Below are 22,477 nucleotides of genomic sequence, written 5' to 3'. Positions count from 1 at the left end.
ATGTAACAGCTCTATTAAATTTTTTCTACTTGCATATAGCTGAGTTCCAATGGTGTCTTTCTTCCGAAAATCTTTACCATAACCTCAAGCTTACGCTTTTCTTCATTGATTTTCTCAACAGTTCCATTAAAGCCATTGAAAGGACCATCAATAACCTTTACAGTTTCGCCAAGAATGAATGGAATCGCCACATTGTCGGTATTCACAGCCAACTCATCCACCTTACCTAGCATTCGATTCACTTCAGATTTACGCAATGGTACAGGATCACCACCTTTGGTTTCTCCTAAAAACCCTATTACATTGGTAATGGATTTAATGATATGAACCATTTCACCACCAAGATTGGCTTTAATCATGATATACCCAGGAAAGTAAACTCTTTCTTTATTGATTTTCTTTCCATTTCGGATTTGAATCACTTTTTCAGTAGGAACTAAAACATCCTCTAGGTAATCACCAAAACCATTTCGCTCTACTTCACTCTCAATGTAACCTTTGATTTTATTCTCTTGGCCACTGACAGCTCGTACCACATACCATTTTTTCTCAAGAACTTCTGACATAACGAACTATCCTATTACTTTATCAAAATACAGTGTTATCAATTTGCTGAACAAAGAATCCACTCCCCATGTTGCAAGAGCAAAAAGAATGGAAAAAACAGCAACAACAACCATTAGGTTAGATGCTTTTTCCCTGTTTAACCAGGTTACGTTATTTTTCAATTCCTCAAAAGATTCCCTTACATATGTCAACATAACAAAAAATGTATTTTTTCAGCACGGGAGGAGAGACTCGAACTCCCGACACCTGGTTTTGGAGACCAGTGCTCTACCAACTGAGCTACACCCGTTTATATTTACACTGAAAGGTATCCGCCATTTAGACGGACACCCTTTAGTGCAATATACTTTATACTATAATTAATCTAGGATTTCAGTAACCTGACCAGCTCCTACAGTTCTACCACCTTCACGGATAGCAAAACGTAGTCCAACGCTCAATGCGATTGGCTGAATCAAATCAACTGTAATGGTCAAGTTATCACCAGGCATAACCATTTCAACTCCATCAGGAAGGTTAATGTTTCCTGTTACGTCAGTTGTACGAACGTAGAACTGAGGACGGTAGTTGTTATGGAATGGAGTGTGACGTCCACCTTCTTCTTTTTTAAGGATATAAACCTCAGCTTTGAATTTAGCGTGGGGCTTAACAGAACCTGGCTTACAGATTACCATACCTCTTTTGATATCGGATTTTTCAATACCTCTCAAAAGGATACCTACGTTATCTCCAGCTTCACCTCTATCCAAAATCTTACGGAACATCTCAACACCAGTAATTGTAGAAGCTAATTTCTCAGCACCCATACCAATAATATCTACCGCATCACCTGTGTTGGCAACACCAGTTTCGATACGACCAGTTGCAACTGTTCCACGACCTGTGATAGTGAATACATCCTCAACAGGCATCAAGAAATCTTTCTCAACGTCTCTTTCTGGCAATTCAATCCACTCATCCACAGCAGCCATTAATTCCATTACGGTATCAACCCACTTTTGCTCACCATTCAAGGCACCTAAAGCAGAACCAGATATAACAGGACCGTTATCACCATCATACTCGTAGAAAGAAAGCAATTCTCTTACTTCCATTTCAACAAGCTCTAATAGCTCTTCGTCATCCACCATATCCACTTTGTTCAAGAAAACAACGATACGAGGAATACCTACCTGACGACCCAAAAGGATGTGCTCGCGAGTTTGTGGCATAGGACCATCAGTTGCAGCAACAACCAAAATAGCACCGTCCATTTGAGCAGCACCAGTAACCATGTTTTTTACGTAATCCGCGTGACCAGGACAGTCAACGTGCGCATAGTGACGGTTCTGAGTCTGGTATTCTACGTGAGATGTATTAATAGTAATACCTCTTTCTTTTTCCTCCGGAGCATTATCAATAGAATCGAAGCTACGAAGTTCAGACAAACCAGCATTAGCCAAAACAGTGGTAATAGCAGCAGTCAATGTTGTTTTACCATGATCTACGTGTCCAATAGTACCAATATTTAAGTGCGGTTTGGAACGATCAAAAGTTTCCTTTGCCATTTTAAATAATTTTAATCTTAGTTTATATTAGTGTACAAATCGTTTTCGAGCCAATGACGGGATTTGAACCCGTGACCTCTTCCTTACCAAGGAAACGCTCTACCCCTGAGCTACACCGGCGTAAAGTGTTGAATCAACCACCTTTAAAGTTCCTTATTTAAAAGGAAGAGATTCCTGCCTTCACAGGAATGACAATATTCTCTTATTAAAGAGCTTGAGACAAGGCTTCCCTTGACTTTGCCCTGAACAAATTTTTCACTCTACTATTCAGAGTTTGAAATTCATCTTTAGAGCGGGAGACCGGGTTCGAACCGGCGACATTCAGCTTGGAAGGCTGACGCTCTACCAACTGAGCTACTCCCGCATTTTTGGAACTTGTCCAAAATAATTCCAACATTTCAAAAAACTTCTCCATTCAAGTTGTTTCATTAACAACTTCTTGTGGGGAGAGCAGGATTCGAACCTGCGAAGGTGAAAACCAACAGATTTACAGTCTGTCCTCGTTGGCCGCTTGAGTATCTCCCCGCCTTATTTTCAGTAACTTACGAGCCGATGGAGGGACTCGAACCCACGACCTGCTGATTACAAATCAGCTGCTCTAGCCAGCTGAGCTACATCGGCATTTATAGCCTTTTTTCCATAAAAAAAGTCCGCTATTTCTAACGGACTGCAAATGTATAGATTTATTTTTTTAATCAAAATAAATTTTCAAAAATTTTAATCACGCTTTGGCCCTTAATTTTTCCTTCTTTTTTACTAGTTGTCTTTCCAAAGAACTACAGGCTGAATCAACTGCTTCTTCAAAGGATTTACATTGTTTTTTTACAATGAATTTATCTCTGGGCACTAACAATTTAATTTCCACAATCTTATTCTCCTTTGCACTGGTGTTATCCACCTTCAAATAGACATCAGAACTAATCACTTTATCATAAAACTGATCTAACTTATCCATTCTTTTTTGAACGAAGTCAATCAGTTTTCCATCAGCCACAAAATTTACAGATTGTGCATTTACTTTCATATGGTTTTTGTTTTTAGGACCACCAATAGAGGTAGACAGGTTAAACTTCAACAAGATTTTTACTTCTTGTTCCTGGGATGGGCCTTGAGGTGTGCCTTTTTTAGCTCAGCTATGCTATTATGGGTGTACACTTGTGTGGACGCCAAGCTTGCATGGCCCAATAACTCTTTCACAGCATTCAAATCTGCTCCTTGATTCAGTAAATGTGTTGCGAAGGTATGTCTTAAGACATGCGGACTTCTTTTTACTTTAGGAGATACCAAACTAAAATACTTATTTATAGTGCGATAAACAAGTGTTTCATAAATTTTAAGTCCTCCCTGTGTCAAAAACAGATAAGCTTTATCATGAATGTTTTCACGTTTGGAACGCTCTTCAATATAATGCTGCATTAGAGAAATTAAGCCTGGCAATAGGGGCAGGATACGTTCTTTATTCCTCTTGCCCAATACTTTTATGGTTTTTTTGGCCCAATCAATATCACTGAGTTTAAGATTCACCAGTTCAACTCTTCTAATCCCTGTGGCGTATAGCATTTCTATCATTAACCTATCTCTTAGACCCTCAAAATTATCTGTGAAAGGAATTAATGTCAATACTTTATCCATCTCAATTTCTGAAAAAGGCACTTCCACTTTCTTTTTGGTCTTTAAGGCTTTGTGCTTGACTAGAGGTGAGGATATAATCTGACCAGTTTTTTGAAGAAACTTGTAATACGCATTTAGGGAAGAAACTTTGCGATTGATACTTCTATTGGTCACACCACTATCGGCCAATTTTACAATCCAATTCCGAATAAAAGAATAAGGAATCTCATTAATGTCATTGACCTCAAACTCATTTGAACAGAAATGGCTGAATGTTTCCAAATCCTTTTCATAAGCAACCAAGGTATGCTTGGAATAGTTCTTCTCCAGTTTTAAATAGTCAATGAATGCTTTGACAGACATATTCCAAAGGTATCAAATTAGAGTATGCCCTAAAAAAACATCCCCTGCAGAACTTCTGCAAGGGATGTGATATATATTGTTAGATATAGCTTTAAATCTCTTCGCTATCTCTAAGGCCTTGAATATACTGTGCTTTTTGCACCTCAGCTCTTCGCTTCACAGAAGGCTTGGTATATTGTTGTCTTGTACGCAACTGGCGCATGGTGCCTGTCTTGTCAAACTTTCGTTTGAAGCGTTTTAAAGCTCTATCTATATTTTCTCCTTCTTTTACTGGTATTATCAACATGGGCTACAACCTCCTTTCTTTTGTATTTTGGACGGCAAAGATAGGACTTAATTTGAATTATGAAGTATTCTATGCCTAAAATTTAACTCTGCGGTACGGGAGCAAAGCTTTTCTTGTCTAGCATAATTTTGGCCAATATCTCCTTTAGTATTTCTGAAGTACCTCCGCCTATGCGACCCAATCGGCTATCACGAAGCATTCTTGCCAAAGGATACTCTTCCATATAACCATACCCTCCCAACATTTGAAGACATCCATCAATGACCTTGTCCGCCATCTTGGTGGACATAAGTTTTGAAATTGTTGCTTCTTTGACAGAATAAATACCTTGGTTCAATTGATTGGCTACCATGTAATTGTAGCTTTTGCACATCTCCATTTCAGAAGTCAGTTCAACCATGGTATGCCTAAGCGCTTGAAACGTGTCTAAAGATTTTCCGAAAGCGGTACGCTCTTTCATGTATTCCATAGTATAGTCAATTGCAAATTCTGCCCTAGCATGAGCATTGATGCCCATTACCAAACGTTCTAAATCTAAATGCTGCATTAGATAGGAAAACCCTTTGTTCTCTTCTCCCATCAAATTTTCCAACGGTAGTTTAACATTATCAAATGCGATTTCTGCCGTATCCGAAGCTCTCCATCCTAGCTTATCAAGCTTGGTGGCGGAAACACCCGGCGCATCACGATCTACCAAAAAGATACTTATGCCCTTATTGCCTAATTCTGGCTGTGTTTTGGCGGAAACCACTAAATAATCACTATAGAAACCATTGGTGATGAATGTCTTGGATCCATTTAACACGTAATGGTCATTCTTTTTTACGGCAGTGGAACGCATACCAGCCACATCGGACCCCCCAAAAGGTTCGGTAATACAAAGACATCCTATTTTATCGCCCATAATGCTCGGCGCCAAATATTCATTTTTGATACGCTCATCCCCTTCGGCATTCAAGTGGGTCATGGCCAAATACATGTGGGCCCAGATAGCAGCTGCAAAGCCGCCTGAATTTACCCTTTGCAACTCTTCAAGCAAAATAACTGTGTAAAAGAAATCTAAGTCTAGGCCTCCATATGTTTCCGGATATTTGAGTCCCAAATAACCCATATCCCCAAACTTTTTCCAGATAGAACGGTCTATTACTCCTGTTTGCTCCCAATCATCTACATGGGGAACTACCTCCTTTTGCAAAAAATCCCTTAAGCTATCGCGAAACAGCTTATGCTCTTCATTATAATACGTGTTATTCATAGCAAAATCTAGTCATTTGACAAGGACAAATATAGCCCAATTCTATCAATCTTTGTGATAGGAAAATCAGGAACCGAACCCAAGTCTTGTAGGGTTTCAAACGGTCCATTTTCATTTCGGTATGCCACTATTTGATTAGCCAGCTTTTTTGAGATATAAACCAAACTAGCCAGTTCATCGACGGAAGCTGAGTTTACCTTGAGCTTTGTTATGCTTGGTGGGCTTAATACTTGAAACTGTTTCAAGGTCTTATCAGCTATTTTAATTTCCAATCCATACACATCGTACAACTGTTCATTTACCAAAAAACCCCCTAACCTATCCCGGAATTTTACAATCCTTGCAGAAAGCTTTTCCCCTATTCCGTAAATCCTTGTTAGTTCTTCCGATGTTGCTTTGTTCAAATCAATGATTTTTTTTGTGGCAATGGGTTGGTTTTTTTGATTTGAATCACTAACTCCCGATACATTTGCTTTACTTCTCTTTTGAGTCCATTCTGGAAACTTGAAATAAGGAGAAATAGAAGAGAGTAATGAGTCTGAGATTTGGGTTACCTGTTGAAACTCTGAAACAGAATTCACATATTTTCCTGTTTCCCTAAAAATTATCAATCGGTCAATTTCCTTGGGCGACATTCCCAGCGTGTACCCTTTATAATCAGTAATGAAATTTGGATTGAAAGGATATATTTCTGGACCTTCATCAGCTAAAGCTATTTGCTTCAAGCTATCTATCTGTTGTTGTGCCATAACATCAACGATAACCTCTTCACCCTTATTAGGTGTATGCGTACTTATCAAAAAATAAGACATCTGAAGAAGTACGATTAACAGTACCAAAAAGAAAATCCCATTTCGTTCTTGCTTGGTGAACCGGAAATGGGATTTAAAACTTTTCAAAAAAAAGAGTGTTAGCTTTTTACAAACTTTTTAATATCGGAAACATACTTGTTCATTTCTTCGCGAACTTTTGGGAACAAGAACAACAAACCAATCATATTAGGGAATACCAATGCCAAAATCATAGCATCAGAGAACTTAATAACCGCATCTAAAGTGGCTGCGGCACCTATAACCACAAACAGTAAGAAAAGTACCTTATAAACAATATCTGCTGTTTTTCCTCTACCAAAAAGGAATTTCCAAGACTGCAATCCATAGTAGGACCAAGAAATCATTGTGGAAAATGCAAAGAGGATAATCGCAATGGTCAATACATATCTAAATCCAGGTATTACGGAATCGTAAGCCATGGAAGTCAAATCCACTCCCCCTACATATGCTCCTGATTCGTTAAGCAATACTGTACTACCAACGGCATTTCCATAATCAAAAGCTCCGGCATCCATATTGAAGAAAATAATGACCAAAGCCGTCATGGTACAAATGACTACGGTATCTATAAAAGGCTCTAAAAGGGCAACAACACCCTCACTCGCGGGATATTTAGTTTTAACAGCTGAATGAGCAATAGCAGCAGAACCTGCACCGGCCTCATTAGAAAATGCTGCACGCTGGAAACCTACAATTATTACACCCAATACACCTCCTAAGCCCGCAGCAGGAGTAAAGGCTCCAGCAAAAATCATCCCAAAGGCATCACCGATGTATTGTATGTTCGAGAAAATAATTATCAAAGAAGCCAGTACATAAACCCCGGCCATAAATGGAACTATCTTTTCGGTGACGCTGGCAATTTTCTTTATTCCTCCAATAATCACAATACCTACAAGGATGGCTAGAACAATTCCTATAACTACACCTGTAGCACCTCCTTCAAGGCTCAACATGGTGGAAAGTTGAACTGCTGCTTGATTGGATTGGAAGGCATTTCCACCACCAAATGATGCTCCTACACAAAGTATAGCGAAAATGACTGCGAGAACTTTTCCAAGACCCTTTGCACCTTGCTCTTTAAGTCCCTTGGAAAGGTAATACATAGGACCTCCATACACTGTCCCGTCCTCGCCCACATCTCTATACTTTACACCAAGGGTACATTCCACAAATTTGGTGGACATACCTATAAGCCCACAAACTATCATCCAAAAAGTAGCTCCAGGTCCCCCCAGTGCAATTGCTACGGCAACACCTGCAATATTTCCCAGTCCTACAGTACCTGAGACCGCCGTGGCCAATGCTTGAAAGTGACTAACCTCTCCTTCCTTACTCTCATCCTTAATGGTATGAGGCAAATCCCCATCAACAACGTTGAGCTCTGTTTTTTCAACACTGTGATGGTCCAATTCATCATACTTCCCTCTTACGGTATTAATAGCGAGGGGAAACTTTGTAATGTTTGGAAATTTAAAAGCTATTGTAAAAAAAGTAGCCCCAAGGATAAGTAAAATTAGAACTATGGGCATATTATATTCCCCTATTGGGATAGAGGTCAAGACAAAACCTTCCCACCAAGATGCGAAGGGCATAAAAGCGTCATTGACTCTTTCATCCAGTCCCTTTTCTTGGGCAAATGTTAATACGGGTAGCAATAGGGTGAAAATCGTTAGAAGTCTATACTTCATAATTTGAAAAGTTTGGTATGTTAAATTGATGTAAAGTGGGCAATATCCTAAAAAAAAACTTCGGAATCAAATAATGGGGTTGTTAAACTAGCCTATGCTGAACATTTGGTTGAGCTTTTTTATTTGCTCTGCCCTACCCAAAACAATGACCTTTCCCTTGGGTTCCAAAACTAAATCCGCCTCTGGATTAATGATGTAATTTCCCTTAGGATCAATGTACCCAATAATAGTACAACCTGTTTTCCTCCTTAAATCCAAATCCTTAATGGAGTTACAGTCTACTTGAGTGGTCAAATCTTCTATTTCAACCTCTTCCAAGTTAGTGGTATTCTCCCCTTCTATGGACAGTTGATTGATAAATGTAATAAGGTCGGGCATGACTACCAAGGAAGCCATATGATCCCCTCCTATTTTATCGGGCATGATTACCTTATCTGCTCCGGCAAGCTGTAATTTGGTCAAAGAAGTCACCTGAGAAGCCCTACTTATAATAAACAAATCTTTGTTAAGCTGTCTTGCGGAGAGGACTATGAATAAATTCTCTGCGTCATCGGGCAAAGTAGTAATTAGATATTGAGCTCTATCAATACCAGCATTCATTAGAACCTCATCTTCATTGGCATCTCCCTCTATAAAAAGAATTTCGTCTTCATGCCGTTCTATGATCTCTCTGTTCTTTTCGATTACCACAAAGGGTTTTTTGTAGGCCTTCAACCTATCGGCGGCCTGCATTCCGTTCCTTCCAAATCCGCAAACCACAATATGGTCCGAAAGGGCTTCAATCTTTTTTTTCACTTTTTTCTTTTTTAATATTTGAAGTGAGTTTCTACCCAATAAGTATTCGGTCACCACCGATATGGCATATCCGAAAATAAAAACACTGGTAACGATTAAAAATACTGTAAAAATCTTCGCTTCTTCGTCCAAAGGTCGCACTTCAGAAAAACCAACCGTGGTGACGGTTATAATGGTCATATAGATAGCTTCAATCCATGTAAAATCCGAAAACAACTTGTACCCAACGACTCCAATAACCAAAACAAGAATCATTAGGAAAAGAGCCAACACAATTTTGGAACGGAACAATCTTACCATACACTATAAATCAAAAACTGATGTTCTTTTGGTATACACGAGGTCTTTGATTTTTAACCAAAATGCCATGAAAAGATACAAGGCAAAACCAAACCCCAAAGTCGCAAAAGTTAAATAGATGAAAGTAATTCGCACCACTCGGGCCCGAATGCCAATTCGCTCTGCGATCCGACGGCATACCTCAAAGCCTCTTTTTTGAAAGTAATACAAAAGGTTGTAAAAAAAAGACATGGCTAAAAGTATACATTTCTGTTCAATAAATTTACTCCAACGGCACAATGCAAACACTTTTTTTGAGAGCAATATGCGGTATACAATTGTATTTTGGACTGACTTTCCAACGCATTTTCCGATTGGACTTTTAGATTATTAAAACCTTCAACTATTGTGTTTGATTCACTTTTAATCTTTGAAATCAAATCTACCAACTCCTCATTCCATTGGTTTCCCATACTTTGGGCATAACTAAATTTTAATGGAATCACAGTATTGATGAGTAGTAAGTCTATAAAGGCTTTGGACAATTGTTTCTTGCTTTTCTTGCTACACTTTCCAAATGTGAAATGATCTTGCCAATATGGACTTGTGAATACTTGAAACATTTTATAATAATCCTCCAAGCATTCAATTGCCATCAATGCTTGAAATATATTTGTGTTATTATGGTAAAGGTTTGCCAGTTGAGAAATTCTGAGGGTAGGAAAATTAATTGGGCGCATACCAAAAAAAGCAGGTTTTTCTTCTGGAACTTCCAATTCAAACTTTTGAGTTAGATAACCATACTCCTTTTTCAATTCGAGGTAATACCTATCCATGCAATCTTCAACCTCCAAAAGCCCAAAATGGCCAAAAAGAAGACTTTCCAATTGAATAAGATTTGCGCTGGTTTTACGTACAATTGAAAAATCCAATTTTAAAGCGCGATTCAAAAGGAATGAGCCATTGATTTTTGTTCCAAAACTTTTACAAAGAAGTGAGAATAAAACAGCCTCCCAGTTGTTGTTGGACTTTTGTAAAAGGGCTCCAATTTGTTTTGATTTTTGCTCAAGGCGTTCAAAGTAAAGCCGTTCCTCCCAACTTTTCCAAATGATAGGAGCTATAGTTGCGATACTTCTCTCACAATTGATGAACTTGATCTTCGAAGTATCCATCAATGTTCGATATGATACTAGGAGTTCCTCGGGAATAAGGTTTTTTAATTCCAACGTTGGAATTTTGGAACCATCTTTCCTGTAAACAACAACATCATCCTCCCAAACCACATGAAGTATGACATTGTCGTAATTCGAATCAGTTTCGTGATGATGCGTATACCAATCTGAAGATTTAACATGCATTTCCACATTTCCAGCCCAAAGTTGGTTCTCAATGTAAATTTTGGCGTTGAAAAAGTCAGGACCTGAAAGCCTGTTTAAAATACCCACACCTTGGATTTTAAGTGTTTGGTTATCAGTTGTAAGTAAATTTTTGGTTTGGAGTTTATTATTCCTCCAAATAAAATATAGTAGGTCTTCTCGCATCGATTTGGGTATTGTGCAAAATAATAAATTGATATTCCACGTAAGATGGGGCGAGTTACATGGGTAAAGTTGAAATTGATATTTTTCAACACGTGGAAAATTACTTGTTGCGGATTACATTTCCAAAAAGAAAGTTTTTTTTTCGTAGTTTAGCTTTTCCCATACTAACGTTTTAGCATTTCGAGTACAACCTCTTCACACAGAAATGCAGTCAATGTTCAGCTTTAAAATGACACTGTATATAGGATGCAGTTTCAGCTTAGAACCAAACAGCCAATAAAGCAGAACAATGAATTTCCCAATCGTTCATTACGTTAAAAGAATAGTTTCTTTACTCTTTTTGCAGTTTTTGGTATTCTGCTATCCATCAGAAATAGTTGCACAGTCGGAATCAAAGAAAGTATATTTTCCATGGGTACTGAATACGACCTCCGTAACCATAAACTTTCAAGAGAAACAAACATTCAAACTAGAGGATATAGGCGTATTTGCAAGCAATGAATTTCAAGGGGCACGTTTAAATGGTTTTGAAAAACTTAACGATAGTACAATATCCGTCACTATCAATCCAGAAAATACACCTATCAACAATAGTGCTTTTTATGCTTTCGTAATCTGGGCGGATGAAAAGAAGGAAATCTATCTGAAGTTTGAATACCCTTTGGGATATAAGCATAGGTATCGCCCAAAAATTAAGACCGTGAGCGGTGGTTGGACGAAATTGAAGAAAAAGGATGTCGTAAAAAAGGGCAATGGTGCCCTGGTCCGACTGGATATTGACAAAACTCCCATGTTGATATCGGCTCAAGAGCTCATTACCTCAAAAGATACGGAGAAATGGATAGCATCCCTTATTGAAGGCAAAGAATATGCACGCCTGTTATCTGCAGGGAGATCCAAGTTTAGAAGGAATATCCCCGTATTGGATATTTATAAGGGAGAAAAAGATGAAAAACCGATAGTTGTATTAATGACGCGTCAGCATCCACCAGAAGTAACCGGTTTTTTTGCATATCAATTTTTCATGGAAACCATATTGAGCGAATCAGAGCTCTCCAACGAGTTTTTGGAAAATTATAGGGTATTGGCATTTCCTATTGTAAATCCAGATGGGGTGGACATGGGAAACTGGAGACATAATGGCGGAGGTGTAGACCTGAATAGGGATTGGTCTATGTACAACCAACCGGAAACCAGAAACGTATCAAACTTTATTACTAAAGCAGCTAATGAAAGTGGTGGAAAAATCGTACTGGGACTCGATTTCCATTCCACATATAAGGATGTTTTCTATACAAATAAAACAAGGTCTAGGACAACTATGCCCAATTTTGTGGGAGACTGGTTCAAGGCGTTGGAAGAACATATACCCAATTATAAAGTAAACGAAAAAAGTAACGATAGCAGAACGCCCAATTCAAAAGGATGGTTTCTGTATGGACACGATGCTGTTGGAATTACCTATGAAATAGGGGATTCCACGCCCAAGGAAAAAATAGAGCTGGTTGGAACAGTTTCTGCCAAACAAATGATGCGAATTTTAATGGAACGTATCGAATAATGAATCTTCAATTAACCACAACAATAATTCACTGAACAACAAACCCATGACCCCAATATCTAACCAAAACCTACACAATAATTATGTTAATCAAAAAATTATCCTTCCTAGTAGTACTATTGGTATCAACTACTATTTGTGCACAAAAAACAGTAACCGGTACTGTAACCGATGATTTTGATACCCTGCCAGGAGCAACAATATTGATAAAGGGAACGACCACTGGGGTTGTTTCCGATTTTGATGGTAAATATTCCATAGAAGTACCAAATAATGATGCAGTATTGGTATTCAGTTTTTTGGGATATGTTAATCAAGAAGTTATCGTGGGCGACAAAGTTCTCATAAACGTAACATTAAAGGAAGATGCACAAGCGCTGGATGAAGTGGTCGTTAACGCATTGGGGATTGAAGTAGATAAGAAAACCTTTGGTGCAACAGTCTCTCAGGTAAAGGCGGACCAGTTGGCCACATCAGGAGAAGTGAATATTATTAACGCATTACAAGCAAAGGCATCTGGCGTTAGAATTGCACGCTCCAATGGTGACCCCGGTGCGGGCGCTATAATTCAAATTCGTGGGGCCAACACCATATCCGGAAGCACACAGCCTTTAATCATTTTAGATGGTGTTCCCATAAGCAATGACAATCTAGCAGGCAGTAGCAATGTGGATGGGGGTACCTCACAGCAATCTCGTTTGAATGATATCAACGAAGATGATGTGGAATCAATTGATATCTTAAAGGGAGCTTCTGCAGCTGCAATCTGGGGTTCAGAGGCTGCAAACGGGGTTGTTGTCATCACAACCAAGCGAGGAAGGGATACAGGAAAACTGAATGTAGAATACCGAACCACAATTTATGTCGATCAAGTAATCAACTTGCATCCAGTTCAAACCAATTACGGTCAGGGTAACAATGGTGTTTTTAACAACACAGGGAGCATACAATCTTGGGGCGACCGAATAGCTGGCCGTTCTGGTCAAGCTGATGTTTTGTTTCCTAAAAATGAAGCTGGTTATTTTGTAGATCAAAACAATCGGGAATGGCAATTGGTCCAAACAAAAAATTCAAGGGAAACCTTTGTTAAAAGCAACTTTGATCAGGTTTTTCAAGAGGCTTTTTCCCAAAAACATTATTTGAGCATTAACAATGCCAATGACAAGGGAAGATATCGTTTCAGTATTGGCGCCCTGAACCAAGAAGGAGTAATCCGACGAAGTGATTACCAGCGAATCAATGCCTCGTTCAGTGGAAAATACGAATTCAATGACAAACTGAGTGTACGTTCCCGTTTTCGCTATACCAATACTAAATCGCAACGCATTCAGCAGAATTCAAATGTGGCCGGCCTACTGCTTGGCTTATTAAGAGGTGCGCCTGATTTTGATATCTCAGGATATAGGGGAACCTATTTTGATTCGGATGGAGACCCTAATGAAAACAGACAGCGATCCTACATTAATCCGATAGGTGCTTCAACAAATCCTGTGTACAACAATCCCTTGTGGACCTTATACCGTCAAGAAAGCCCCAATCAGGTTGATCGTGTCATTGCCTCTGCAGATTTTGACTACCGATTCAATTCTTGGCTCCGTTTTAAATTGAGGGGTAGTTACGATATGTATTTTGACGAAAGGCGGTATTTCTTTCCAAGAAATAGTGCAGGCAGGGTTGGTGGTCGTTTTGATCTGGATAACATTAACAATAGAATCAGCAATTTCGATTTCATTGCCCGGACCAAGACCATGAAAATTGGTGGTGGTTTTAAGGGGAACGTCCTGGTGGGGTATAACTTTAATGACCGGCTAAGGAAATCCGTATACAATCAAGGAGCAAACTTTTTGGCGGATACCGATGTACAAGTATTCTCCAATTCCACCGAAATCGAGACTACCCGACACTTTATAACGCAAAGACGAAAATACAGGCTGTATTATTCTGGAGGCATCAATTTTAAAAAACAAGTGTACCTCAACACTTCTGGTGCCATGGAACAAGCTTCGACCATAAATGGTGCATTTTTCTATCCCTCGGTAGATATGTCCTGGATATTCACCAAACTGAACTTCTTAAGAGACAATTTGGTGTTGACCCATGGAAAATTAAGGGCTGGTGTCGGTCAAGTAGGCGTTGAACCCAGAGCACACAGAGCACAGACTACGTATGAGACCCCAACCTATTCCGACTATTCTGACCCCCTCCAATTGGAGGATTTTGGTGGTGGTTTCCGATTTAACAACAACTTGGGCAATGCAAACCTAAAACCTGAGATAAAGACAGAGTACGAAGTGGGCATGGACTTGAAAATGTTTGACAATCGCCTGTCCCTAAGCGGTACCTATTATTACAATACGGTGAAAGATATTTTAATATCGCTACCTACATCGCCAAGTACCGGGGCAGACAATATTTATGCCAATGGAGCAAGCCTTGAAAACAGAGGTGTGGAATTGGACGTTGAGTACGATTTTCTCAAAAACAACAAAGGATTAAAAGCCACGATATACGGTAACTTCAATAACAACAGAAATAAAGTTCTTTCAATTTTAGGGGCGAATACTATACCTCTTACCAACAACTCTATAAGCTCAAGGGCAATCGTAGGATATCCCATGGGAACCCTCTGGGGCTCAAAAGCGTTGCGTAACCCCGATGGTTCTTTCTTATTGGATGAAAACGGATTCCCACAGATAGATCCAGAACAGGGCGTACTTGGCGATCCAAATCCTGAATGGAGAGGCGCCTTGGGATTACGCTTAAATTATCGAAGCTTTTTCTTCAATTCATTGGTGGAGCACTCGCAAGGAGGCGTATTTGCCGAAAGAACGCGTTTTATCATGCGTAACTTTGGCACCCATGCGGATGTTGGCAACACGGTCACTCCAATCCAAGATGTTGTGGACCGAGCAGGTGTTGTTCATCCTGCTGGAGTTCCTGTTCGCGGTAACTTAAGAGATTTTGGAGCAGGCCCTGTTCTTTTGAATGAGGCCTATTACACCACCATTGGAGGAGGGTTTGGCTCTTCTGTCATTAATGAGTTCGCCATTAACCAAGATGCATCATGGACCCGTTTGAGCGAAGTGACAATAGGGTACACCATCAACTCAGAGAGCTTTAGGAAAAAAACCAAACTGGCATCCATATCCTTTGCCTTAAGTGGAAGAAATCTTGCTCTTTGGACAGACATTCTTGGGGTTGACCCCCAGACCAACCAAACTGGGGTAGATAACGGCTTTGGAGTGGACTACTTCACCAACCCGGCGTCAAAAACATATTCACTTAAAATGGAAATCAAATACTGACAATTATGAAATCAAAAATCCATATCATTATCGGCTTTATTTTTCTGATGCTGTCCTGTACTGAATCCTTCGAAGAGTTGAACCGTAATCCAAATGCCATTACTACGGATGAATTATTGCATCCTAGCTTACTGATCAAAGGAACAATGTTGGCCAACATTTCTTTGAATGTTGGTCATCTGCAACGCATATCTGGCATGTGGTCAGGGCAATATCGCGGTGAAATAGCTCTTTATCTAGGTTTGTACAATTATGACATTACATCTGAGGAATCCAATAGTGCATGGGGCTACGTTTACAATGGCATACTCAAACAGAACCGGGAAATTGCCAAATACTATAATGTGAATGGAATGGACCGAGAAGGCATACTCATCACTGCAATAACTCGGGTAATAGAAGCCCATGCCATGGGTACTGCCACAATGCTTTGGGGAGACATTCCCTATTCGGAAATAGATTTAAAGGATGTTGAAGACCCAAAGTTCGATTCCCAACAAGAGATTTATGAATCACTGCAAGCTTTGCTAGACGAAGCGATAATTCTATTGGAAAGTCCAGACACTATCAGTGGGCTCGATGAAGATATTTTCTTTGAGGGAGACAAAGAAAAATGGCTTAGAACCGCCTATACCTTAAAAGCCAGATACTATCTCCAAAACAAAGCCTACGAAGAAGCCTATGAAATGGCACAAAATGGAATCATGGAAGCCTCCGAAAGCATGCGGTTTACACCTTTGCCGTCTGGAACCTTTGGAACAGAAAACCTACTATACCGTTTTATGCGAACTCGGCTGGATTTTATGAGTGCCCAAGATACATTTTGCAGAAACTTATTGAGCGTGGACGAAGGCAATCGAAGAAACAATAAAACTGACGAGAAAGCAAGAAGGAACCATTTAAACGCAGGCGGCTCTTCAGGTTTTGAAAGATCCAATATCATCAATGGAGAGTTTACGCCAATGAACCTTGTTACCTATCAAGAAAATCTTTTGATATTGGCCGAAACCAGCACCCGAACCGTCTCTTTTGAAGAGGGACTGAACCAATTAAACCTTGTACGGGAATTTTTGGAATCTGAAGATTCATTTGAACTACGGTTTTCTTCAGATGATGATGATAAAATATATGAACCTTATGTAGAAGAGGACTTTGAAATCGGTGGAATGGAAAATGAGGACGGAATCGATAAAACAAGAGCCTTGCTCAGGGAAATCATTGAAGAACGCTATGTATCTGGTTTCGGTACGTTCATCCCATGGAATGATTTAAGACGTTTACAAAAAGAGCCTGATATCCAAGTGCCCGTACCCTTCAATAGAGAAGGTATTCAAATACATCCTCAACGCTTGGTGATATCACAAAACGAACTGAATTCCAATTCAAATGCACCCACAGGGTTATCCATTTTTGACCCAATACCCATTTTTGAATAGTGGTAAATCAAAACGAATTAAAAGAGTTCAATAAAAAAGAATACATTGAATTCGCTTTGAATACGTAAAACATGAAAAAACCATCAAAGACTTTCCTAAAGTTTGGCATAGTAATGTATTTCACATCACTTTTTATACAATCCTGCGCCGAAAAAAAAATAATAGAAGCTGATATTCTCATAGAAAATGGAACCGTTTACAATGGAACTTCCAATAACCCTTCAAAAAACAGCATTGCTATAAAAGATGATACCATCATTTATATTGGCGACAAAGAAGGTGTTGAAATTATAACGTCCAAAGTTATAGACGCCACTGGGTTTATAGTATCACCTGGTTTTATCGACCCACACACCCATGCCGACCGAGATTTAAACAAAAAGGAAACATCCCACAACAAACCCTTTTTGTTTCAAGGAGTGACCACGGTGGTCGTAGGCAACGACGGCAACAGCTTTTTCCCTTTAGATACATTCAAAACCTTATATGAGACACAAGGAATAGGAACAAACGTGATTCCATTGATAGGCCACGGAACGGTCAGGAAATTGATTATGGGAAAAAGTGATGAAAAGGCAACCAAAGAAGAAATCGAAAAAATGCAGTATGTTGTTCAAGAAGAAATAAAATCGGGAGCATTTGGGCTTTCCACAGGTCTGTTTTATGCACCAGGGAGCTATTCCAACACTGAAGAAGTCATTGCACTTGCCAAGACAGCAGCCGAAAATAATGGTATTTACGATACACATCTGCGAGACGAAAGCTCATATACCGTGGGGCTTCTGTCTGCCATTGAAGAAGCCATACAAATTGGCAGGGAAGCAAAGATTCCAGTTCACATTTCTCATATCAAGTGCTTAGGTGTCGACGTTTGGAACGAGAGTCAAAAAATCGTTGAAATGATAGAAGAGGCACGAAAAGAGGGTTTGGATATTACAGCGAACCAATACCCGTACAACGCATCTGCTACTGGACTCTTAGCAGCGGTCATACCGCGTTGGGCGGAAAGTGGTGGAAAAGACTCCTTGTTCATTCGTTACGAAAACCCAGAATTGACGGATAAAATCTTAACAGGAATCAAAAAAAACTTAGCCCGAAGAGGTGGGGCAGAAAAACTATTGATTGTCAAGTCCGATAATGAAGAGTTTATAGGAAAAAATGTATTGGAGCTATCCAAAATATTGGATGTAGTTCCAGAAGTTGCAGTAATGGAAATCTTGAAGTATGGATACGTTCGCGTGGCATCCTTTAATATGACAAAAGAAGATATTCAGACGTTCATGAAACAGGATTGGGTCGTTACCGGGTCCGATGGCAATACAGGGCATCCTCGAAAATATGGTTCTTTTCCTAGAAAATTCCATAAGTACGTTACACAAGAAAAAATAATTGATACGGCCCAATTCATTAATAATAGTACTTCTAAAACCGCAGAGATTTTCAAACTTGAAAAGAGAGGTAAGCTAAAAGAAGGGTACTATGCGGACATCATCATTTTTGACCCTAAAAGCTTTAAGGACAAAGCAGATTATACCGATGCATTTCAGCTATCGGAAGGGTTGGTATATAGTTTCGTGAACGGAAAGCCCACAATTGAAAATGGAACATACAACAATGAACTAAACGGAAGAGTATTGGAAAAACAGCCTCCCCAATAGGATTGAAAGATTCGATTACATCCCATAAAAACCAAATTCCTACTTATGAAAAAAATCATTTTGCTCATCGCATCCATGATGCTATTTGTAGTATCATGTAAAAAGAAGAACCCCAAAAGTGAAGATACCGTCGAGATCCCATCCAAAAAAGGTGATGGTTTTTACAATATAGATTTTGAGAATTACCCTCTGGCGGACAGCTCATTGCCCATAGGTGTATTTGATTCTGGAACTGGCGGACTCACGGTATTAAAAGCCATTGTGGCATACGACGAAAACAATAATGCTTCTCTTGAACAAGGTAGCGACGGAAAACGGGATTTTGAAAAGGAATCGTTCATTTATTTGGCCGACCAAGCTAATATGCCCTATGGTAATTATGCAAAAGAAGGCAAAACCGACCTTCTAAGAGAGCATATCATAAAGGATGCACAGTTTTTGATGGGCCAAGAATATTACTCAGACAAAAACGATACTTCCATAAATACGGACAAACAACCCGTTAAAGCAATAGTGATAGCCTGCAACACGGCAACGGCTTATGGCAAGGAATCCCTTGAAGAATATGTAAAGAAAGTCAATGTGGACATAAAGATTATTGGTGTTATAGATGCTGGGGTACGTGGGGCCCTAGCAACAATAGAGAAGGATGAAAATGCCATAATAGGCGTATTGGCAACGATAGGAACGGTTTCTTCTAAGGGATACCGCAACACTATTCTAAAAATGAAAGAAGGAGAGGGATACAGTGGAGAGATCAAGATATTTTCACAAGGTGGTCTGGGTATTGCCGAAGCTATTGATAATGACCCAGAGTATTTTGACAAAAATCTAAAAAAACCAAGAAACAATTACAAAGGCCCAAGTTTGGATAGTGATTCCAAAATTGACCATACACTGTTAGACATATACAATTTTGACTTCACAAATAGCAAAATGTTATGCGATTCGGAAAAAACGGATGATTGCTCGGTACTTCAAATCAATGATGCCGAAAACTATGTACGTTATCATTTGGTGACGCTTATGGAAAAGATACGATTGTCAAAATCCAACAATACACTGAAATCCATTATTTTGGGATGTACACATTATCCCTACATGACTGATGAAATATTGACGGTCTTAAAAGAGTTGTACAACTACAAAGACAAAGATGGTAAACTGTTATACCGAAACTTTATGGCAGAGAACATAAAACTAATCGACCCTGCCATAGGTACAGCAAAAGAGCTTCACGAATATTTGAAACAAGAGCGATTATTCAATCCAAAAGGGAGTATTCAGAATAGCGAGTTTTATATTAGTGTGCCCAATAAAGACAATCCAAATAATAGAATTGATGAAAATGGTCGCTTTCCCTATGACTATAAATATGGGCGAAACGCCAACCAATCCCAAGAGTATGTGAAGGTAGTGCCTTTTAGCAAGGATAATATTTCAGACGATATCCTGATTCGTTTTCAAAAACAGATTCCGTATGTCTATGGATTGATTCAAGCTTTCCATGAAAAAAACGAAAAAACCAAGGGTCTTCCACCAAAAGCCAGAATACAGTAGTTTTATACCAAGATGGTAAGTAGTATACCTTAATAACTAAGATTCCGTTACTTCACCTTCCCAATTCATAAAACCGCCCTCAAGATTGTAGGCATTTTCAATGCCAACGCTGTTCATAATAGCACACGCCTGACCACTTCTGTTCCCAGAGCGACAGTACACATAGTAGTTTTTGGACTTATCCAATTTTTCAATTTCGTTCAAAAAATCCTGTCCTAAATAAATATCTATATTGGTTGCACCGGGAATATACCCCTCCTCTACTTCTTCTGGAGTACGTACGTCCAAAATAAAGGCGTTATCATCATTCTCTAACTGGTTTTCCCATTCTTCTTGTGATAGGTCTGACATTTTTATCAATTTAAGTTTAGCAAAAATAAAAATCCGGAGCATAACCCCGGATTTGAATCTCTTAATTCTACGGATTATACTTTTATGGTGCATCCAATGGCCTTCGTAGAGGTCACTTTAATCTCCTTTCCAGCCAACATGGCATCAACAGCATCTTCAACGTATTTTTCATCAACCTTGGACGCATCTTGGTAGTTATCATCTATTGCGCCGATGTATTTTACTACGTTTCCATCGCCAGTCTTTTCAAGTAAATAGACATGGGGTGTTCTGGTTGCCCCATACTGAGGATACACTTTCTGACCTTCATCCAATAGATATGGAAAGGTGAAACCTTTTTCTTTGGCTCTTACTTTCATTTTATCAAAACTGTCTCCGGGTTTGGCCGAAGGATTGTTTGGGTTGATGGCAATTACAGGTACACCTTTGGATTTGTATTTCGCATCCAAAGCAATAATACGGTCTTCATACGCCACTGCGTAAGGACAGGTATTGCATGTGAAAATCACCAAAAATCCTTTAGCATCAGAATAATTTGAAAGTGATATCATTTTTCCGTCAATATTCTTCAATGAAAAATCAGCAGCAGTATCGCCAATAGCATAGCCCTTTTCAGTAGTAGTGTTTCCAACAAAGGAGGCCATTGAAATCAAAAGTATCAAGGCGCCCAAAATTTTAAAGGTTTTCATTTCTATTTTAATTTATGAATTGTTTTAATTCATTAGTAAGTTCTTCGTAAGTAAATCCTTTTTCATAGAAAAGGCGATTGTCTTTGTTATATATAAGAGTAGCGGGAATACCTCCACCCCACTCATCAGAAACTTTGGGAATCCAAGTATTTTGTTTTGGGTCATCAAGAATTACAACTTCAGATTTCAATCCTTTTTTTTCCACAAAAGGTTCTAAACGAGATTTCCACATACTAGGCATATCCAGACTGACCAAAACTACTTTGACATTGTCATCTTTAAATTCAGCATTTACTTTTTCAAAGTATGGCAGCTCTTCAATACAAGGTTTGCACCATGTTGCCCAAAAATTCACCACATAAGTAATATCGTCTTCTTTATGCAACAAAGGTTCAAAAGAATCAAAATTGTAAACAGGGAACTTAACCTCATCATTTTTTCCACTCTCATCAACAGCAACACTGGCTGCTACTTGTTCACTAGTATTATTATTATTTTGTTTGGCTTTTTCTCCACAACCAATCAAACTCAATATAGCTAAAAAAACTACTAGCAGTAAATATCTCATTATTAAATATTCGGATGATTAAAATTAACTATTGCTTTACCCCTCTTTCTTTTTTTTAACAAAACTTTATCGTCACAAATATTTTTCTATCAGACAAATCATAATACATTTGTATATACAAATATTGTAAGTACATGAATGTAGAGGAAATTATAAAAACCACAAGAAAGATTCCATTAGAGAGCAGAACTTTAATTCACATGACTTTGGTGCACAACCAAATCAATGAGCGAATGAATGCTGTCCTAAAACCTTTCGAGGTTTCCCTACAACAGTTTAATGTGCTACGTATACTTAGAGGACAAAAAGGAAAACCTGCCAACCTCTCCACATTGAATGAGCGCATGGTCACGAAAATGAGCAATACTACTCGACTTGTGGACAAGCTATTAACCAAAGGTTATGTAAATCGGGCGGTTTGTGAGACCAATAGACGCAAGGTAGAAATCTTAATAACAGACCTTGGCATGAAAGCTCTTGCCAAAATGGACAAAGCGGTTGATTTAGTTGAAAAACAAGCAGTATCCAATTTATCCAAAAAAGAACTTGAAACATTGAACACATTATTAGATAAATTTTAA

General features: G+C 38.9%; 21 protein-coding genes and 5 tRNA genes. 6 read left to right on the top strand and 20 right to left on the bottom strand.

Annotated elements, in window-relative coordinates; translation table 11 throughout:
- Positions 1-14: 14 nt before the first annotated feature.
- The 17 genes from nusG to ACOKFD_RS18735 all read right to left on the bottom strand — a co-directional run bounded on the left by nusG (position 15) and on the right by ACOKFD_RS18735 (position 10,768).
- Positions 15-566, bottom strand: a complete 552-nt coding sequence (gene nusG / locus ACOKFD_RS18815) for a transcription termination/antitermination protein NusG (protein WP_422859301.1) — start codon at positions 564-566, stop codon at positions 15-17.
- Positions 567-572: 6 nt separating this feature from the next.
- A complete protein-coding gene (secE, locus tag ACOKFD_RS18810; RefSeq protein ID WP_422859300.1) occupies positions 573-761 on the bottom strand; it encodes a preprotein translocase subunit SecE in 189 nt (62 codons plus the stop codon).
- 22 nt (positions 762-783) lie between these two features.
- Positions 784-856, bottom strand: a tRNA-Trp gene (locus ACOKFD_RS18805).
- 70 nt (positions 857-926) lie between these two features.
- Complete coding sequence (tuf, locus tag ACOKFD_RS18800) at positions 927-2,114, bottom strand: elongation factor Tu (protein WP_299000900.1); 1,188 nt, start codon at positions 2,112-2,114, stop codon at positions 927-929.
- A gap of 48 nt (positions 2,115-2,162) precedes the next feature.
- Positions 2,163-2,234 (bottom strand) — tRNA-Thr (locus ACOKFD_RS18795).
- Positions 2,235-2,405: 171 nt separating this feature from the next.
- A tRNA-Gly gene (locus ACOKFD_RS18790) sits at positions 2,406-2,478 on the bottom strand.
- A gap of 78 nt (positions 2,479-2,556) precedes the next feature.
- Positions 2,557-2,639 (bottom strand) — tRNA-Tyr (locus tag ACOKFD_RS18785).
- A 22-nt stretch (positions 2,640-2,661) separates the two neighbouring features.
- Positions 2,662-2,735 (bottom strand) — tRNA-Thr (locus ACOKFD_RS18780).
- 100 nt (positions 2,736-2,835) lie between these two features.
- Positions 2,836-3,138: a ribosome hibernation-promoting factor, HPF/YfiA family gene (hpf, locus tag ACOKFD_RS18775; RefSeq protein WP_106147908.1), complete on the bottom strand. Its 303-nt coding sequence runs from the start codon at positions 3,136-3,138 to the stop codon at positions 2,836-2,838.
- Positions 3,139-3,197: 59 nt separating this feature from the next.
- Positions 3,198-4,088: a tyrosine-type recombinase/integrase gene (locus ACOKFD_RS18770; protein WP_422859299.1), complete on the bottom strand. Its 891-nt coding sequence runs from the start codon at positions 4,086-4,088 to the stop codon at positions 3,198-3,200.
- Positions 4,089-4,179: 91 nt separating this feature from the next.
- Entirely contained in the window at positions 4,180-4,374 is a 195-nt protein-coding gene (rpsU, locus tag ACOKFD_RS18765; RefSeq protein ID WP_299000894.1) for a 30S ribosomal protein S21, read from the bottom strand.
- An 82-nt stretch (positions 4,375-4,456) separates the two neighbouring features.
- The gene (locus ACOKFD_RS18760; RefSeq protein WP_422859298.1) at positions 4,457-5,629 is read right to left on the bottom strand and encodes an acyl-CoA dehydrogenase family protein; all 1,173 of its coding nucleotides are present in this window, start codon (positions 5,627-5,629) and stop codon (positions 4,457-4,459) included.
- A gap of 8 nt (positions 5,630-5,637) precedes the next feature.
- Positions 5,638-6,528: a ComEA family DNA-binding protein gene (locus ACOKFD_RS18755; RefSeq protein WP_422859297.1), complete on the bottom strand. Its 891-nt coding sequence runs from the start codon at positions 6,526-6,528 to the stop codon at positions 5,638-5,640.
- A gap of 11 nt (positions 6,529-6,539) precedes the next feature.
- Positions 6,540-8,153, bottom strand: coding sequence for an alanine/glycine:cation symporter family protein (locus ACOKFD_RS18750; protein WP_422859296.1), 1,614 nt, complete (start codon positions 8,151-8,153; stop codon positions 6,540-6,542).
- A gap of 87 nt (positions 8,154-8,240) precedes the next feature.
- Positions 8,241-9,248, bottom strand: coding sequence for a potassium channel family protein (locus tag ACOKFD_RS18745; RefSeq protein WP_422859295.1), 1,008 nt, complete (start codon positions 9,246-9,248; stop codon positions 8,241-8,243).
- Positions 9,249-9,251: 3 nt separating this feature from the next.
- Positions 9,252-9,479 (bottom strand): PspC domain-containing protein, encoded by a 228-nt coding sequence (locus tag ACOKFD_RS18740; RefSeq protein ID WP_106147895.1) that lies wholly within the window; start codon positions 9,477-9,479, stop codon positions 9,252-9,254.
- Positions 9,480-9,481: 2 nt separating this feature from the next.
- A complete protein-coding gene (locus tag ACOKFD_RS18735) occupies positions 9,482-10,768 on the bottom strand; it encodes a DUF2851 family protein (protein WP_422859294.1) in 1,287 nt (428 codons plus the stop codon).
- Positions 10,769-11,057: 289 nt separating this feature from the next.
- Here ACOKFD_RS18735 and ACOKFD_RS18730 point away from each other — a divergent pair, with 289 nt between their 5' ends.
- From ACOKFD_RS18730 to ACOKFD_RS18710, 5 genes are all read left to right on the top strand, one after another.
- Entirely contained in the window at positions 11,058-12,329 is a 1,272-nt protein-coding gene (locus tag ACOKFD_RS18730) for a M14 family metallopeptidase (protein ID WP_422859293.1), read from the top strand.
- A gap of 83 nt (positions 12,330-12,412) precedes the next feature.
- Positions 12,413-15,634, top strand: a complete 3,222-nt coding sequence (locus tag ACOKFD_RS18725; RefSeq protein WP_422859292.1) for a SusC/RagA family TonB-linked outer membrane protein — start codon at positions 12,413-12,415, stop codon at positions 15,632-15,634.
- A 5-nt stretch (positions 15,635-15,639) separates the two neighbouring features.
- Positions 15,640-17,070, top strand: coding sequence for a SusD/RagB family nutrient-binding outer membrane lipoprotein (locus ACOKFD_RS18720; RefSeq protein WP_422859291.1), 1,431 nt, complete (start codon positions 15,640-15,642; stop codon positions 17,068-17,070).
- A gap of 71 nt (positions 17,071-17,141) precedes the next feature.
- Complete coding sequence (locus tag ACOKFD_RS18715) at positions 17,142-18,728, top strand: N-acyl-D-amino-acid deacylase family protein (protein WP_422859290.1); 1,587 nt, start codon at positions 17,142-17,144, stop codon at positions 18,726-18,728.
- Positions 18,729-18,773: 45 nt separating this feature from the next.
- Positions 18,774-20,288, top strand: coding sequence for a glutamate racemase (locus ACOKFD_RS18710; protein WP_422859289.1), 1,515 nt, complete (start codon positions 18,774-18,776; stop codon positions 20,286-20,288).
- Between the two features lie 36 nt (positions 20,289-20,324).
- Here the strand turns inward: ACOKFD_RS18710 and ACOKFD_RS18705 are convergent, their stop codons facing one another.
- The 3 genes from ACOKFD_RS18705 to ACOKFD_RS18695 form a co-directional block, all read right to left on the bottom strand.
- On the bottom strand, positions 20,325-20,639 hold the full coding sequence (locus ACOKFD_RS18705) for a rhodanese-like domain-containing protein (RefSeq protein WP_299000865.1): 315 nt from the start codon (positions 20,637-20,639) through the stop codon (positions 20,325-20,327).
- A 74-nt stretch (positions 20,640-20,713) separates the two neighbouring features.
- Entirely contained in the window at positions 20,714-21,328 is a 615-nt protein-coding gene (locus ACOKFD_RS18700) for a thioredoxin family protein (protein ID WP_422859288.1), read from the bottom strand.
- Positions 21,329-21,335: 7 nt separating this feature from the next.
- The gene (locus ACOKFD_RS18695; protein WP_422859287.1) at positions 21,336-21,896 is read right to left on the bottom strand and encodes a TlpA disulfide reductase family protein; all 561 of its coding nucleotides are present in this window, start codon (positions 21,894-21,896) and stop codon (positions 21,336-21,338) included.
- A 134-nt stretch (positions 21,897-22,030) separates the two neighbouring features.
- On the opposite strand from ACOKFD_RS18695, the gene ACOKFD_RS18690 reads away from it, so the two are divergent.
- Positions 22,031-22,477 (top strand): MarR family transcriptional regulator, encoded by a 447-nt coding sequence (locus tag ACOKFD_RS18690; protein WP_299000859.1) that lies wholly within the window; start codon positions 22,031-22,033, stop codon positions 22,475-22,477.

This window comes from Flagellimonas ulvae (assembly GCF_049333175.1).
GTDB lineage: Bacteria > Bacteroidota > Bacteroidia > Flavobacteriales > Flavobacteriaceae > Flagellimonas.
The sequence above is the reverse complement of the archived record's forward strand: the minus strand, read 5'-3'. Positions and strand labels throughout refer to the sequence as shown.

Coding starts and splice junctions, on each gene's coding strand:
- ACOKFD_RS18745 (WP_422859295.1), bottom strand. CDS start 9,248: ATGGTAAGATTGTTCCGTTCCAAAATTGTGTTGGCTCTTTTCCTAATG.
- hpf (WP_106147908.1), bottom strand. CDS start 3,138: ATGAAAGTAAATGCACAATCTGTAAATTTTGTGGCTGATGGAAAACTG.
- nusG (WP_422859301.1), bottom strand. CDS start 566: ATGTCAGAAGTTCTTGAGAAAAAATGGTATGTGGTACGAGCTGTCAGT.
- rpsU (WP_299000894.1), bottom strand. CDS start 4,374: ATGTTGATAATACCAGTAAAAGAAGGAGAAAATATAGATAGAGCTTTA.
- secE (WP_422859300.1), bottom strand. CDS start 761: ATGTTGACATATGTAAGGGAATCTTTTGAGGAATTGAAAAATAACGTA.
- ACOKFD_RS18735 (WP_422859294.1), bottom strand. CDS start 10,768: ATGCGAGAAGACCTACTATATTTTATTTGGAGGAATAATAAACTCCAA.
- ACOKFD_RS18760 (WP_422859298.1), bottom strand. CDS start 5,629: ATGAATAACACGTATTATAATGAAGAGCATAAGCTGTTTCGCGATAGC.
- ACOKFD_RS18750 (WP_422859296.1), bottom strand. CDS start 8,153: ATGAAGTATAGACTTCTAACGATTTTCACCCTATTGCTACCCGTATTA.
- ACOKFD_RS18740 (WP_106147895.1), bottom strand. CDS start 9,479: ATGTCTTTTTTTTACAACCTTTTGTATTACTTTCAAAAAAGAGGCTTT.
- ACOKFD_RS18700 (WP_422859288.1), bottom strand. CDS start 21,328: ATGAAAACCTTTAAAATTTTGGGCGCCTTGATACTTTTGATTTCAATG.
- ACOKFD_RS18725 (WP_422859292.1), top strand. CDS start 12,413: ATGTTAATCAAAAAATTATCCTTCCTAGTAGTACTATTGGTATCAACT.
- ACOKFD_RS18720 (WP_422859291.1), top strand. CDS start 15,640: ATGAAATCAAAAATCCATATCATTATCGGCTTTATTTTTCTGATGCTG.
- ACOKFD_RS18770 (WP_422859299.1), bottom strand. CDS start 4,088: ATGTCTGTCAAAGCATTCATTGACTATTTAAAACTGGAGAAGAACTAT.
- tuf (WP_299000900.1), bottom strand. CDS start 2,114: ATGGCAAAGGAAACTTTTGATCGTTCCAAACCGCACTTAAATATTGGT.
- ACOKFD_RS18695 (WP_422859287.1), bottom strand. CDS start 21,896: ATGAGATATTTACTGCTAGTAGTTTTTTTAGCTATATTGAGTTTGATT.
- ACOKFD_RS18705 (WP_299000865.1), bottom strand. CDS start 20,639: ATGTCAGACCTATCACAAGAAGAATGGGAAAACCAGTTAGAGAATGAT.
- ACOKFD_RS18710 (WP_422859289.1), top strand. CDS start 18,774: ATGAAAAAAATCATTTTGCTCATCGCATCCATGATGCTATTTGTAGTA.
- ACOKFD_RS18690 (WP_299000859.1), top strand. CDS start 22,031: ATGAATGTAGAGGAAATTATAAAAACCACAAGAAAGATTCCATTAGAG.
- ACOKFD_RS18730 (WP_422859293.1), top strand. CDS start 11,058: ATGAATTTCCCAATCGTTCATTACGTTAAAAGAATAGTTTCTTTACTC.
- ACOKFD_RS18715 (WP_422859290.1), top strand. CDS start 17,142: ATGAAAAAACCATCAAAGACTTTCCTAAAGTTTGGCATAGTAATGTAT.